At 38.9% G+C, this 15316-nt stretch carries 14 protein-coding genes; 4 read left to right on the top strand and 10 right to left on the bottom strand.

The window, feature by feature from the left end; translation table 11 throughout:
• Positions 1–54 precede the first annotated feature (54 nt).
• Complete coding sequence (gene blp2 / locus ABFY81_RS08780) at positions 55–2238, top strand: Ig-like repeat protein Blp2 (protein WP_347913558.1); 2184 nt, start codon at positions 55–57, stop codon at positions 2236–2238.
• Positions 2239–2289: 51 nt separating this feature from the next.
• On the opposite strand, the gene ABFY81_RS08775 is transcribed toward blp2, so the two are convergent.
• From ABFY81_RS08775 to ABFY81_RS08735, 9 genes are all read right to left on the bottom strand, one after another.
• Positions 2290–2925 (bottom strand): DUF2238 domain-containing protein, encoded by a 636-nt coding sequence (locus tag ABFY81_RS08775; protein WP_347913557.1) that lies wholly within the window; start codon positions 2923–2925, stop codon positions 2290–2292.
• Between the two features lie 80 nt (positions 2926–3005).
• Positions 3006–4394 carry an adenylosuccinate lyase gene (gene purB / locus ABFY81_RS08770; protein ID WP_174743666.1) on the bottom strand — a complete coding sequence of 463 codons (1389 nt, stop codon included), beginning with the start codon at positions 4392–4394 and terminating at the stop codon, positions 3006–3008.
• A gap of 54 nt (positions 4395–4448) precedes the next feature.
• Entirely contained in the window at positions 4449–5183 is a 735-nt protein-coding gene (gene hflD, locus ABFY81_RS08765) for a high frequency lysogenization protein HflD (RefSeq protein WP_004700142.1), read from the bottom strand.
• Positions 5184–5196: 13 nt separating this feature from the next.
• Entirely contained in the window at positions 5197–6330 is a 1134-nt protein-coding gene (gene mnmA, locus ABFY81_RS08760) for a tRNA 2-thiouridine(34) synthase MnmA (protein WP_004700144.1), read from the bottom strand.
• A gap of 4 nt (positions 6331–6334) precedes the next feature.
• The gene (locus ABFY81_RS08755; RefSeq protein WP_004700146.1) at positions 6335–6823 is read right to left on the bottom strand and encodes an NUDIX hydrolase; all 489 of its coding nucleotides are present in this window, start codon (positions 6821–6823) and stop codon (positions 6335–6337) included.
• Positions 6824–6943: 120 nt separating this feature from the next.
• Positions 6944–7489, bottom strand: a complete 546-nt coding sequence (locus ABFY81_RS08750) for a gamma carbonic anhydrase family protein (RefSeq protein WP_004700148.1) — start codon at positions 7487–7489, stop codon at positions 6944–6946.
• Between the two features lie 89 nt (positions 7490–7578).
• The gene (dacC, locus tag ABFY81_RS08745) at positions 7579–8727 is read right to left on the bottom strand and encodes a D-alanyl-D-alanine carboxypeptidase PBP5/6 (protein WP_004700150.1); all 1149 of its coding nucleotides are present in this window, start codon (positions 8725–8727) and stop codon (positions 7579–7581) included.
• A gap of 126 nt (positions 8728–8853) precedes the next feature.
• Positions 8854–9264 (bottom strand): hypothetical protein, encoded by a 411-nt coding sequence (locus ABFY81_RS08740; protein ID WP_004700152.1) that lies wholly within the window; start codon positions 9262–9264, stop codon positions 8854–8856.
• A 147-nt stretch (positions 9265–9411) separates the two neighbouring features.
• Positions 9412–9783, bottom strand: a complete 372-nt coding sequence (locus ABFY81_RS08735) for a hypothetical protein (protein ID WP_019457726.1) — start codon at positions 9781–9783, stop codon at positions 9412–9414.
• 102 nt (positions 9784–9885) lie between these two features.
• On the opposite strand from ABFY81_RS08735, the gene surE reads away from it, so the two are divergent.
• The 3 genes from surE (at position 9886) to ABFY81_RS08720 (ending at position 12629) form a co-directional block, all read left to right on the top strand.
• Entirely contained in the window at positions 9886–10656 is a 771-nt protein-coding gene (surE, locus tag ABFY81_RS08730; RefSeq protein ID WP_004700156.1) for a 5'/3'-nucleotidase SurE, read from the top strand.
• Between the two features lie 111 nt (positions 10657–10767).
• The gene (locus ABFY81_RS08725) at positions 10768–11598 is read left to right on the top strand and encodes a peptidoglycan DD-metalloendopeptidase family protein (protein ID WP_004700158.1); all 831 of its coding nucleotides are present in this window, start codon (positions 10768–10770) and stop codon (positions 11596–11598) included.
• A gap of 101 nt (positions 11599–11699) precedes the next feature.
• Positions 11700–12629, top strand: coding sequence for a LysR family transcriptional regulator (locus ABFY81_RS08720; RefSeq protein WP_263614299.1), 930 nt, complete (start codon positions 11700–11702; stop codon positions 12627–12629).
• 55 nt (positions 12630–12684) lie between these two features.
• Here the strand turns inward: ABFY81_RS08720 and ABFY81_RS08715 are convergent, their stop codons facing one another.
• Positions 12685–15303 (bottom strand): ATP-binding protein, encoded by a 2619-nt coding sequence (locus ABFY81_RS08715; protein ID WP_039252848.1) that lies wholly within the window; start codon positions 15301–15303, stop codon positions 12685–12687.
• Positions 15304–15316: the final 13 nt, after the last annotated feature.

Below are 15316 nucleotides of genomic sequence, written 5' to 3'. Positions count from 1 at the left end.
TCATTTAAAAAGTTAAACATTTAAAAATATAACTGAGATTCAGGATAGGAAATAATGACAAGAATAATTGTAGCATCCAAAAAGGGTTTGGACGTTCTGCAAGATGGTCAGCTCAATAAAGTAATTTTGAATCAACCTACGATCATTCAAATTGGTATCAGTCAAAAAGATATTGCATCGATGGAAAAACAGGGTGGACGCCTAGTCATCCACTTAAAGAATGGTGAGACAATTGTCTTGGAAAATTTCTTTAATGAAGCAACAAATACAACAGAGCATTCCCTTGTTTTTCCGACTGAACATGGAAAATTTGTTGAAGCACAATTCGATGCCCAAGGTAAAGTAATCGACTATAAAGGCTTAAATCACGTTACAGATTTAGGTTACGGCAGTACTAGTCCAGCCTCTGCAAACATCGCGGTTGATAGTGATCCAAGTTTTTCAATGGGAAGCGTACTTAAAGCAGGTCTAGCAGTTTTAGCTGCGGAAGGACTATATCTTTGGGCTTTTAAGAAAGATGATAAGGAGGATTCATCAAGTGCGCCTGATTTAATCGCACCTGCTGCTCCTACAGCTACGCTTGCTGATGATAATGTGACAGTGACTGGTAAAACTGAAGCGAATGCAAAAATCTATCTTAAAGATGCCGCAGGCAATACCGTTGCATCAGGTGTTGCAGATGCAAGTGGTAACTACACGATTAAATTAGATAAGCCACTTGTGAATGGTGATAAATTAAATGTTATTGCTCAGGATGGAGCTGGAAATAATTCAAAAGCGACTGTTGTAACAGGAACAAAAGATACAATTGCCCCAGATGCTCCACAGGCTCAATTGAACGATGATGGATCATTGGTAACTGGTAAGGCTGAAGCAAATGCAAAAATCACAGTTTATGATGCCACTGGTAAAGTATTAGGAACTGTATTTGCAAATAAAGATGGTATTTATTCTTTAAAAATTACTCCACCATTAACTAGTGAAGCCGGAGGCAAAGTAGTTGCCGAAGATGCTGCTGGTAATAAATCTGAAGAAGTTAAAATTATTGCGGGTAAAGACACTGTACCACCAGCTTCACCTTTTGTTGAAGTTAACAAAGAAGGGTCGGTAATACATGGTAAAACTGAAGCAAATGCAAAAGTTCAAATTAAAGATGCAGATGGCAAAGTCATTGGAACTGGCATGGCGGATGTCCAAGGTGAGTTTCAAATTACGCTGTCGCCTGCTTTAAAAGAGTCTCAAAAAGGTACAGTAGTTGTTGAAGATGCAGCTGGTAATACGTCCAAGCCTATCGAAATTAAACCAGGTTTTGATTCGATTGCTCCTGATAAACCAACTGCTCAAATTAATGCAGATGGTAATTCGGTAACTGGTACAGCCGAAGCAAATGCCAAAATTGAAATAAAAGATGTGACAGGTAAGGTTATTGGTAGTGGAACAGCAGATGCAAATGGAAAATTTACTATTAGCATTTCACCAGCATTAACTGATAACAATCATGGTTCTGTTTCAGCCATCGATAACGCTGGAAACCGGTCTGAAAGCTTTGATATTGTGGGTACGAAAGATACTATTCCTCCAACAAAACCTATATTAAATAGCGCAGAAGATGATGTCGGTGATGTAAAAGGCACTATTGGATCTGGCTCAGAAACGGATGATGCTAGACCAAAACTTACAGGTTCAGGTGAGGCAAATGCGACGCTTACGATTTATGATAATGGTATTGCAATTGGAGTAGTGACAGTATCAACTGGTAAATCATGGACATTTACATTTGATAAAGACTTAGCTTTGGGTAAGCATAGCATTACTTTGACTCAAACTGATGCGGCAGGGCTTACGAGTGAAGCAAGCTCTCCATTTATCTTTTATGTAGTTGCACCGAAAGCTGCAAGTTTAGCTGATGCCTCAGTAGATACGTTAGGTACACATGAACCAGCTTTGGCAGATAGTGTTGGACTGAGTACTTTAAAAGTCGCACAAAATACAACACCTGAGACCAATACCCAGCAGAAAACTGTTTCTATAGATGATTTATTGAAAAGTTCTTCTGCGAGTAACTCAGATCCAGTGGCAAAGCTTTTAGCATCGACAGCATTAAAGCCTACACAAGCACCTGAACAAACTGATGTAAATACTTCAGTTGACCAGACAACAAATTTTGATCAAATTTTACCAAATACGACTTCTTCACCTTTGCAAAATATTTTAGAACAGACTTATCCAGTTGTTTAAAAGACTCTATGTAAAATATAAAAGCGCTCTATGAGCGCTTTTTATTTATGGCTAATTTTTGATTTTCGGTGTTGTTATAAGAGTAATAACTCCATAAACAATTGATCCAATTGTGGCGAGTAACATGTCTTTATGAGCATCCCACATGTCACCTTGTTGTCCATTATAATTTTCAGCTTGTTCAGGTGATAAGCCAATAGCAATGAGCCATTCGATCAGTTCATAAAAAACACTCGATGCCATCACGAATTGAACTACAAGTAAAAATAGGGAAAACGGACGTGCAGTCGGCAACCAAACTTGAAAAACGCGATAAATAAGAGAGTAGAGCAAAGCACCATATGAAAAGTGCACAAGTCGATCATACATATTGCGAGACCAACCCATGTATTCATCTAAATTAAAATGAAAGATGTGCTGAATCCAGTCGTTATACGGAACGTATGAATATAGATAATGAGCACCAATTACGTGTATTAAAAGAAACAGTAAATAAAAACAAAAACTTAAAAAATCGAGACCAATTTTTTTGAAAATAATAAAAAGTAAAATCAGCATTAAAACAGTGCCGGATTGATGAAGTAAGTAAGCTTCAAACTCCAGAGGATTGATACCTGAAACAATAATGGCAATCAAAAGCAGGCTGATTGCAATATAGTGTTTAAGTTGAAATTTTTTTTCGATCATTTTATGGAAAACTTTATTTTGATGGGTATAAGTGTAATAAAAAAGCGAAGCCTAGGCTTCGCTTTTGATTAACTTTTTAATTAGATTTTACTAATTAATTCATTAATTTGTTTTGCTTGTTCAGCTGCGTTACCCGTATAAGTTGCAGGAGTAAGCTCAGCTAAACGAGCACGCTCTTCGCTTGGTACTTGAGCAAGTTCGTTACCATTTACGAAATCAACCATCATGTCGCGAGTCATTGCTTGACCACGAGTTAAAGCTTTTAACTTCTCATATGGTTTTTCAATGTTATAACGACGCATAACTGTTTGAATTGGCTCTGCAAGAACTTCTTGAGCTTGGTCAAGATCTTCATTTAAACGATTTGCATTAAGCTCAAGTTTGCCAACACCTTTTAAGCAAGCATCAAAAGCAATTAAGCTTTGAGCAAAACCAACACCCATGTTACGAAGTACAGTTGAGTCAGTTAAGTCACGCTGCCAGCGAGAAATTGGTAATTTTTCGCCTAAGTGAGCCAACACTGCATTTGCAATGCCTAAGTTACCTTCAGAGTTTTCAAAGTCAATTGGGTTAACTTTGTGTGGCATAGTTGAAGAACCAACTTCGCCTTCTTTAAGTTTTTGCTTGAAGTAACCTAAAGAGATATAACCCCATACGTCGCGGTTAAAGTCGATCAAAATCGTATTGAAACGACGTAATGCATCAAACAACTCAGCCATGTAGTCGTGTGGCTCGATTTGAGTTGTGTATGGGTTAAATGTTAAACCCAAAGATTCAACAAAAGCTTGTGCGTGAGCAGCCCAGTCAACATCTGGGTAAGCAGAAAGGTGAGCATTGTAGTTACCTACCGCACCATTGATTTTGCCTAGTAACTCAACATTTTCAAACTGTTTGATTTGACGAGCTAAACGATATGCAACGTTTGCCATTTCTTTACCCAAAGTTGTTGGGCTAGCAGTTTGACCATGTGTACGAGACAACATAGGTTGTTCAGCATGAGTTGTTGCTAAAGCAGAAATTGCATTTAAAATTTGCTTCATGCTTGATACTAAAACTTCACGACCGTTTTTAAGCATAAGCGCATGAGACAAGTTGTTGATGTCTTCTGATGTACAAGCGAAGTGAATAAACTCACCAGCATTTTGTAATTCAGAAATACCAGCAATTTTCTCTTTCAAGAAATATTCAACTGCTTTTACGTCATGGTTAGTTGTACGCTCAATTTCTTTAATGCGATTCGCATCTTCTTCAGAGAAGTTGCTTACGATTGCATCTAAAGCTGCATTTGTTTCAGCTGAGAAAGGAGCAACTTCAATAATTTCTGGACGGTTAGAAAGCGCTTGTAACCAACGCACTTCTACAGTGACACGAGCATGAATTAAACCAAACTCAGAAAGAAAAGGGCGTAGCGCATCACATTTGCTGGCATAACGTCCATCTAATGGTGATAGTGCGGTTAAAGCGTTCATAACGATTCCTTAATGCTGGAATAAACATAAAACAAAAATAATCTCGTTACAGCGTTAGATAACTTGGTACTGTAAACGAGCAAGTGCTTGAATATCCTGTAGCAATTTACGTTTGCTAAAAATCATGTTCCATGAACTACCGCCGAGTTGTCGCCATAAATGAGCCATTTGAAGCCCTGTAAACAGACAAGCACGAATACGGTTAGTATGGTTGGTATCTTTAAATGCCTCAGCATTACCACGAACAAGAATACGTGGATTAATTTGCCCAGCGGTATCTACATAGGTTTGAGCCAAATTGGCTAAAATACTTGGGTGTAAATAGTTATTATCGAAAAAAGAAAGCTGTTTTAAAATTTTCTGCTGTGCTTTTTCAATAATCGCTACATATTCAGGATTGCTATAGACCTTTTTTTCTAATTGCAAAAGTGACATCGCATAAGACATAGGAAGTTTTGCACTACGCATTTTAGGCAAACGAGATTTAGGCGCATTGGTAAAAGGCTGAGTAATACAATTTTCGAGTGTCTTAAGACCTAATGAAATATCAGCCAGTTGATTAAAAAAATCTAAAGTCTGAACATTATTATTATTTATTGTAGGGCGAATATTTAAACTCGCCTTTATTAATAACTCAAAATAGAAGTTACCGCTTTCACCAATACTTTGTTGCCCAGTCATGGCAGTCATATGCGTAAGCTGGGTCGCTTGGAATACCCCAGCCAAAGCAAGGGCACGGTTTTGGCGAACATTCAAGGCTTGTGATTGTTGAAAGGGTAACTCCACCATGCCATCCATTCCCTTAAATAAAATCTGGTGTAGGGGCATTTGTATGGTGAATCACACCCCCGCCTAAGCAAACTTCATCCGAATAAAATACAACACTTTGGCCAGGTGTGACTGCGCGTTGAGGTTCATCAAACTCAACACGAATACCGTGTTCACTATTTTCATCAATAAACACTGTGCAAGCCTGATCAGGTTGGCGATAGCGTGTTTTGGCAGTACAACGTAATCCTTCAGTCGGAATATGTTGTTCTCCAGCTACCCAGTCAATTGACTCACTCCAAAGCTGTGTACTTTGCATAAGTGGGTGTTCATGTCCTTGGCCTACAACTAAACGATTGTTGGCAAGGTCTTTATGGAGTACAAACCATGCACCTTCTGCTGCACCTTTTAGTCCACCAAGACCAATACCGCCACGCTGACCGAGCGTATAGTACATCAGACCGTGATGTTCACCAACTTCTTTACCGTTATCCAACACGATTTTACCTGGTTGAGCGGGTAAATATTGTTTAAGGAAGTCATTAAAGCGGCGTTCGCCGATAAAGCATATACCAGTTGAATCTTTTTTCTTCGCTGTTGCTAAGTCCAGTTCTTCGGCAATTCTACGCACTTCTGGCTTTTCAATTTCACCAACGGGGAATAGGGTTTTATTAATTTCACGGCCATGCACTGCATGCAGGAAATAGGTTTGGTCTTTGTTGTTATCTAAACCACGTAATAAAGGTGCATATGCTTCACCTTTAGAGTTATAAGCAGTTTCAGCACGACGAGCATAATGACCTGTTGCAATAAAATCTGCGCCTAAAGTCATGGCATGGTCTAAAAATGCACGGAACTTAATTTCTTTATTACATAAGATATCTGGGTTTGGGGTGCGGCCCGCTGCATATTCAGCTAAGAAAAGTTCAAATACACGATCCCAATATTCCATAGCAAAGTTTGCGGTATGGAGTTTAATACCTATTTTGTCAGCTACTGCTTGAGCATCGGCTAAATCTTCCATTGCTGTACAGTATTCCGTGCCGTCATCTTCCTCCCAGTTTTTCATGAAAAGACCTTCAACTTGATAACCCTGTTGAAGTAAAAGCGCCGCAGAAACAGATGAATCTACGCCACCAGACATACCGACGATGACACGTTGTTGCATAGGACTAGGCATCCAAATGTGAAGTTAATGAGGGAGAAAAAGGGTGCTCATAAATAAGAGCTAAAGGATAATGGTGACCTTTTATAGCATCTTCAAGGGCTTTAATCACCAAAGGGCTACGAGCACGGGCAGATTCTTGAAGCTCATCTAGAGTCATCCAGACAGCAGAAACAATACCTGTATCAAGTTTAGGGTCGCTTTCGACATGAGTGACGTGCGCTAAAAAGCAGAAGCGATAGTAAGTCCGGTCCGGAAACATGGGTGGGGTATATGTATAAATGCCAAGTAAAGCATCTATCTCAACATGATGACCCGTTTCTTCAAGAGTTTCACGAATGGCAGCTTCTATTAGCGTTTCACCACATTCCACATGACCAGCAGGTTGATTAAACACTGTGTGTACAAAACCTTCGCTATGTTCTTCAACAAAAAGATAGCGTCCATCTTTTTCTACGACTGTAGCGACAGTGACATGAGGAGTCCATGCGGCCATAAAAAAGCACCATGAATTTAAAAGTCGTATGATACGAAATTTAGGGGTTTTTGGCTACGGTGATCTTACAAACGATAGAGGATTGTAAAAACGCTATCGCTTGAAAAAAATCAGTACATTTTAATTTGTTTGGGTATCTTTATGGTTGTTTTGCACTTTTACATAATGTCTTGCTGAATAAGGTAAAAATGCCAATTCTTTTTCAGTTAGAGGACGTACTTGCTGTACAGGGCTTCCAACATATAAATAACCACTTTTTAAGACTTTACGAGGTGGAACTAAACTGCCTGCACCAATCATCACGTCATCTTCAATAACAACATCATCTAAAATAACGGTATTGATACCAACTAGTACGCGGTTACCAATGGTACAGCCATGTAAAGTAACATGATGACCTACAGTCACATCTTCACCAATAATAAGCGGGGAACCATTGGGTTTTGCATCATTTTTATGGCTGACATGTAACATACAATGATCTTGTACATTACTGTTTTTACCAATTTGAATGCTATTTACATCTCCGCGAATGACTGCAAAAGGCCAAACTGAAACATTTTCGGCCAATTTAACATCACCAACAACCACTGACATATCATCAATGTAACAGCTTGGATCAATTTGGGGATGATGATCTAAATAGGGACGGATGTTTTTTGTCATAAGAAGTATCAAAATAAAATTTAATCAAATTATAAAATAAAAAAGCACTCAAGCTAATAGCATGAGTGCTTAATCCAACTACTCTAAAATTAGAATAAGTTGCTAAAGAATTGTTTAATATGGTCGATCATACGTGCAAAGAAGCCCGCTTCTTCAACAGGTTTTAATGCAACTAAAGGTTTTTCAGCAATGACCTTACCATCTAAACTTGCAACAAGTTTACCAACCACTTGGCCTTTTTGAAGAGGCGCATTTAAATTTGGTTGAACAACTAATTGAGTTTTTATACCGCCTGCTTTGCCTTTAGGCATAGTAACGTTAAAGTTCTCTGCTAAACCAATTTGAACTTCATTTTCTTTACCAAACCATACTTTAGCTTTCGCAAGAACTTGATTTGCAGGTTGAACATTTGCAGTTTCAAAGTTTGCAAAACCCCAAGACAACAATGCACGTGTTTGGTTTGCACGTTCATTAACGCTATTGGTACCAAAGATAACTGAGATTAAACGCATTGGGCCGCGCTTACTTGAAGTTGTTAAGCAGTAACCAGCTTCATCGGTATGACCTGTTTTTAGGCCATCAACACTTGGGTCTGTGTAAAGTAAAGCATTACGGTTACCTTGTTTGATACCGTTAAATGTAAACTCTTTCTCAGAGTAAATTGGATAGTATCTTGAGCTATCTTTAATAATATGTTGAGCTAAAACTGCCATATCTTTTGCAGTTGAATAATGACCTTCTGCAGGTAAACCCGTAGAGTTCATAAATTGTGTATTGGTCATGCCAATACGTTTTGCTTCCTGATTCATCAGGTGAGCAAAAGTACCTTCATTTCCAGCAATATGCTCAGCCATTGCTTTTGATGCATCATTACCAGACTGGATGATAATACCTCGAAGCATCTCTAAAACAGTTGCTGTACCATTTAATGGAACGTACATACATGATTCGGAACTACTGCCTTTACACCAAGCAGATTCGTTCATACGAACCTTTTCATTCTCGGTAAGTTCACCTTTTAATAGTTTTTGTTCAATGATGTAGCTTGTCATCATTTTAGTCATAGAAGCAGGAGCAAGCTTTTCATTTTCATTTTTAGAAGCAAGAATTTGTCCTGTCTCGTAATCCATTAATACATAAGACTTATTATTTAATTCTGGCGGAGCTGATAAGACAGTTGCTGCATAAGAAAAACTTGGTAAGAGGAGGAGTGCAGCAATAGCGCTTTTTCGAGTCATTCTAGGTAATTCCAATATCTTGTATGAAGCAGAAGAACCTAGCATTTTAGGACAAAGCAAAGCCGACTTCTATGGGGGAAGTCGGCTTTTTCGAACAGTATTGTAACTAGAGAGTTTTTAACTAATTTAGTTTTGCGATTGATAAGCTTTTACGTCTTGACAAACTAACGTATTTTGCTCGTTACCAGCAGCTTTTGCATCATTACGCGCTTCTTTTAAGACTTTCTTGAAACTTTTGTCTTTTGTACGTTTTTCTAAAGCTGCAACTGGGTCTGCTTCATTTGGCAAATAGTCTTTTACAAGACGTTCATAACCTTGAGCAAATTCTGCATCTTTTTTGCCAATCAAACTTGGGCAAATTTCAGAAAGTACCTGAATTGCTGCTAACTCTTCCGGGGTGGTGCCTTTATTTGGGGTAACTTCAACAACATTTTCATTTTCAGTTGGTTTTTTCTTGTCAGCAGCATAACCCACTGTTGCCATTGTCATAAGTAAAACAACAGAAAGAGATTGAACTAAGCTTTTTTTCATAAACATGTATAACCTGAAACAAAAATTTGAAATATGCCGATAGCTTAAACAATTTAAGGGCTAAAAAAATGGAAAAAATGTATTGTTATGTAGGTTTTCTGCTTTACATCAACAGAAAACCTTTTAAAGAAAAGCATATCGAGTGAAATAGGCTTAGTCTTTGTAATTTACCACTTCTTCACAAAGCTCATGTTGTTCATGGTGATCCATTTCTTTTGCCGCCTGACGAGCTTCATCTAGCAGTGTTTTATATTCTGAATCATTTTGCAGTGCAGAGAAGGTGATTGATTTATTGGAATAACCGCCAAGATACATTGCAATAATCTTTTTAGTATTGGTTTCAAGATTTTTATTTGCACCAACAAAAGTCGGGCAAATTTCTTGTAAAACTTGAGTAGATGCAATGTCATCTTTAATTAAGCTATCAGCTTCTTGTGTCGAGATACCCTCATCAGCAAAAACCGTCTGTGTACACAGTGTGATACTGATCCCCAATACTTGAAAAAAAGGAGCGAAAGTTTTCATTTTTTCACAATTTTATAATGCTATGGAGGCATAAATATATATAATTCAACAAATAATTCAATTGAGAAAACCTTCGGGTTTATTTGTCGAGAAAGATTTTTAGTGAATATTTTAATTGCGAATGATGACGGTGTCTTTGCACCAGGTATACAAGCTTTAGCTGAAGCGTTAAAACCATTAGGCCGTGTTGTCGTGGTTGCTCCAGAAAGTGAGAGAAGTGGTTTTTCAAGTGCGTTAACACTTGATCGTCCTTTACGTCCTATTCAAATTGCCGAAGATGTGTGGGCTGTGAATGGAACACCAGCGGATTGCGTTTATTTATCTATGAATGGTCTATTCGATTTCGAATTTGACTTGGTCGTGAGTGGAATCAATAGTGGTGCAAACCTAGGTGACGATGTTCTGTACTCGGGAACAGTCGGTGCTGCGTTTGAAGGCCGCTTAATGAAACAACCTGCAATTGCGGTTTCTTTAGCTGGGTCGGATGTACGTTCATACAATCATAAAGATGATTATGCGCAAGCAGCCAAATGGGTGCATGACTTTATTGCCAAAGGTTTACCTGCGCTACCGCCGCGACATATTTTTAATATTAATATTCCGGATGTGCCACAGCTTAAAGGGACTCAAATTACCTATCAAGGCCGCCGTGCTCAATCTAAACCAATCACCAGTCATGTCGACCCAAGAGGAAGACAGGTTTATTGGATTGGTCTAGCAGGTGAGGCCGTTACTGACCCACAGCGTATTGCTAGCCAGATTCAATCTGACTTTTTTGCAGTTGCAAATGGTTTTGTGAGTGTAACTCCAATTCAGATGGATGCAACAAACTATGCGGTTTTAGAGGATTTACAGGCCAGTTTGGGCGAATAATCTAGGTCGAATGTTATAACTTTGTGAATAAAGAAAAAGAGGAACATGTTTCCTCTTACTTTTTTGGTACTCTTAGCCGAAATGATTTGTAGCATTTAGTGAGGGAGATCGATGCATTTAACTGAGCAACAAAGCAGATTGCATATTCAAAGAGACAAAATAATGAAAATTATGATGTTGTCTTTAGCTGTGGGTTTTACTGTTGCAATGGCAGGATGTGCTTCTAGACCACAAATTAATAATAGTTCTCGCTATGCGACGGCTCCTAACTATTATACAGTTCGTTCGGGTGATACTTTAAGTGGTATTGCAATGCGCTACGGTCTGGATTATGTCAGTATTGCTGAAATGAATGGCATTGCTCCACCGTATCGTATTTATGTTAATCAATCATTACGATTAAAGAAATCTTCTTCACCAAGAACCGTGTCGACACAAGTCATGGCGCAACCTGAACCAATTAAACGCCAAACAATAGCATTACCGACTACGACAACAACGGCACCAACAACAACCCCGCCACGAACAGTTGCACCAACCACCAATACAACAGTGGGAACTGCTATTCCAAGTTCAAGCTTGCGTTGGATAAAACCAAATAACGGACCAGTGATTCAAGGGTTTAATTTGGCGAATAATGTCAAAGGAATTCGTTATGGTGGTAATCAAGGTGATCCAATTTATGCGGCAGCAGATGGTCAAGTCGTATACGCAGCCGATGGCTTAAAAGAATATGGTAATTTAGTTTTAATTAAACATATTGATGGCTATATCAGTGCGTATGCCCACAATAGCAAGATGATGGTGAAGAGTGGAGACAATGTAACCGCAGGTCAAAAGATTGCAGAAATGGGCTCTTCAGGTGCGTCGAGAGTTATGCTTGAGTTCCAAATTCGCCTTGATGGTAAACCAATCAACCCAGCAAATCTTTTACCTAATTAGCTAATGCAATAAATATAGGTTTCCTCGTATAATGTAATTGGTTGCTTTCATTACAACAATAAGCATTTTTTATAAATTTAAAATTAGATTTGAGGAAACCTATGTTAGATCAGCTTCGTGCGATGGGTGTTTTTGCTTGTGTGGTTGAAAAAAGTTCATTTAGTGGTGCGGCACGTGAATTAGGCATTACAACAAGTGCTGTAAGTCAGCAAATACGTTCTCTTGAAAATGAAATGGATGTAATTTTATTACACCGTTCTACTCGAAAACTTAGTTTGACAGAGGCTGGACAGGCTTTTTTCTCAAGTTGTCAAGAAATGTTGGCAGCCGCAGAAAGAGGCAAAATCAGAATCAATGAGTTGCGAGATGATTTGATTGGTGATTTGCGTATAGCAACTACACCTGATTTAGCAGTTCAGCATATTATTCCTGCGTTATCTCACTGGATGTCTGCTCATCGTGGTTTATCTGTTCATTTTGAAGTAGGTCATCGTTATATTGACCTCATTGAAGAGCGAATTGATATTGCAGTACGCATGAGTTCTACACCAGTAGAAGAGAGTAGTACTGTAGTTCCTATGGCTTTTGTCGATCAGATTTTGGTAGCCTCTCCTAGCTATCTCAATCAATCAAGCCCGATTTTGCACCCAAATGATTTAAACAACCATGAGTTGCTTTCTATCAATGCAATGAATGAATCACGCAGTTTTAGTTTCCAACATGCTAAAACCGGTGAAAAATTACATATTGAGATGGTAAGCCGTTTGCAAAGTAATAATTTGCAAGTTGCTAAAGCCTTATGTCAGCAAGGACATGGTATTGCTAGAATTTTATATTTAGATGCTCAAAAAGAATTGAAAGCTGGTTCTTTAATTGAAATCTTGCCAGATTGGAAACTGCCGGCTTTTACTTTGTATGCAGAGATTGCCAAACACGATCAACAGCCAATGAAAATTCAACGCTGTGTTGAAGCACTTAAACAATATTTTAGTCAGTTGGCTGGTGGACGAGCGATGCAGATCGTTCGCTAACTTTCAATTGATGCATAAAAAGGGCTTGTGATTACAAGCCCTTTTTATATGAGTATTATTTTTGCTTGAGAGTCGCAACTTCTTCCTGAGTTTCCTGTGGAAGATCATTTGCTGTGAGCTCCTCGTGCTTCTTAATTTTTTTCTTATTTTTCTTTTTCTTCTTTGGTTCCTCTTCAATTTCTTCGCCATCTTCAATCGCTTGCCAATATTCAAGCTGTTCCATTACGGCAGCGTAAATTGAATGTTTGCTATATCTACCTTTTTTATCCAGTGTACCAACAGGGCGAGCCATTAAAATTTCAAGTGCTTGATCAATGGTATCAATCGCATGGATATGGAATTGACCACTTTGTACCGCATCAATTACATCTTGGCGTAGCATTAAATGCTGCATGTTTTGACGTGGAATAATGACACCTTGTTTACCCGTTAAACCTTGTAATTTACAAGCATCATAGAAGCCTTCAATTTTTGCATTTACACCGCCAATGGGTTGAACTTGACCTAACTGGTTCATAGAACCTGTAATCGCCCATGATTGATCAATTGGAATTTGGCTTATGGCAGAAATTAACGCAGAAAGTTCGGCAACCGTGGCGCTGTCGCCATCTACTTGGCCATAGCTTTGTTCAAATGCAAGCGCAGCAGAGAAATGCAAAATCTGTTCACGACCAAAGTGAGCTTTCAAGAAGCTCGACATAAGTAAGACGCCTTTAGCATGCAGTGAACCACCAAGCTCTACACTACGCTCAATATCAAGAATATCGCCGCCACCTTGATAGACTGATGCAGTCAAACGTGAAGGTAAACCAAACTCCACATCTGCATAGTGAATAACAGAGAGAGCATTAATTTGACCTAAACGATGACCAGAAGTCTCGATTAGCTGAGTTCCGCGTGATAAATCCTGCCAGTAAAGCTCTCTTAGATAGCCTAATCGATACTGTCTATGTTGTAGCGCAAGGTTAATGTGCTGATCAGTTACAAGCTTTTCATTGGCTTTAAAAGCATGGTGATGTGCTTCACGAATCAGGTCACCCAAAGTTGAAGCATGTAACGATAGCGAGCTTTGATCTTCTGCTTGACGGCTTGAGTCGGTAAGTAAAGCAGCTAAAGCACTACGGTCAAATGGAAGTAGTTTGTCGGCTTGAACATAGTCAGCAATTAACTGCATGTAAGCTTGTTCATTTTCGTCATTACGTTGTAATGTATCGGTAAAATCTGCGCGTATTTTAAATACGCTACCAAGCTCTGGTTCTACTTCTAAAATTTCATAATAAATTTCAGGCTCTGCCATAAGTACCACTTTAATATCCAGTGGTACCGCAGCAGGCTCAATCGAGATAGAACCCGTTAACGTCAACATGTGTTCAAGAGAAGAGAGCTTGAGTTGTCCTGATTTTAAGGCACGTTTTAAACCTTGCCATGCATAAGGTTGCTCAAGTAATTGCTCTGCCTCAAGCATTAGAAAACCACCATTCGCTTGATGAAGAGCACCAGGACGAATGAGAGTAAAATCTGTGGTAATTGTACCGTTATGAGTAAGTTGCTCAACGTGACCAAGTAAGTTGTAGTGCGTTGGGAAATCTTCAAAAATAACCGGAGCACCGCTGTTTGGTTTATTTGAGACAATCACATTTGCTTGATAACGTGCTGGTACGCGATTGAACATAGCAGGAGCAAAGTCGTCTTCTTCTTGCTCTAAAATGAGTTCAACATTCTCAATTACATCTTGAGCATATTGCTTTAAATAATCTTCAAGGCCTTTCACTTGGCCATATTTATTTAAAATTAAATCTATTCGTGGCATAACCACTTGAGTCGCAATATCTCGATTTAATACAGAAACTTTGTCGCGCGCATCATCTTCTAAATCGCCTAAATGCAAACCAAGACGCTCAAGTTTTTTATCCATGTAGCGAACATTAGCCGCGATTTCAGCGCGTTGTTTCGTATTTAGAGCATCAATTTCTGTTTGAGTGAGCTCTTGCACCTGATCGTCTTTTACTTGTACAGGTACAAAACCATGTTTCTCATTTCGAGAAATCAATTTTAAGTCGAGCTCTTCGCCTTCTTTGGTTAACTCAACCAGCGCTTGTTGTTGTTCATCTCCGGTTTCCTCACGGATCCGTTCAATACGGTTATGATAAGTTTCGGCACTAAAACGGCGTTCAAGCTGTTTTAAAATAATTTGCCAAGCTTGATGAAGAGCTTGTTGAAACTTGGTGCCTTGACCAGCAGGGAAGCGTAAGGCAATTGGTTGACGCGCGTGTTTAAAATTATAGACATATACCCAGTCGTCAGGAGTTGGCATTGTTTTGGCATGTTGCTGTAGTAAACGCTTAATCATGGTGCGTTTGCCTAAGCCTGCCGTTCCTACTGCAAAAATGTTATAACCTGAGTAGGGTAAAGAAATACCCGCTTCTACCGACGCTTTAGCGCGGTCTTGACCTAAAAAATTATTGAGTGGTTTGATACGTTTTGTTGAAGCTGGAATATTTTCAAAATCTGGAATATGGGTAAGTTGTTCCGGTTTTAAGGCTGTTTTATCTAAAGTCATTTTTATATCAGGTTGCTCAAGAGCTGAAGGAAATGCATTTATTGTGACGTTTGTGGTGTTTGTTTTAGCGAGTGATAAAGTTGAAGTTGTCACTTGATCAAGTTTTTGTGTCACTGTTGGTATCCAG

Origin of the sequence: Acinetobacter sp. WA-87, assembly GCF_039938935.1 — a bacterium.
GTDB lineage: Bacteria > Pseudomonadota > Gammaproteobacteria > Pseudomonadales > Moraxellaceae > Acinetobacter > Acinetobacter seifertii.
The sequence above is the reverse complement of the archived record's forward strand: the minus strand, read 5'-3'. Positions and strand labels throughout refer to the sequence as shown.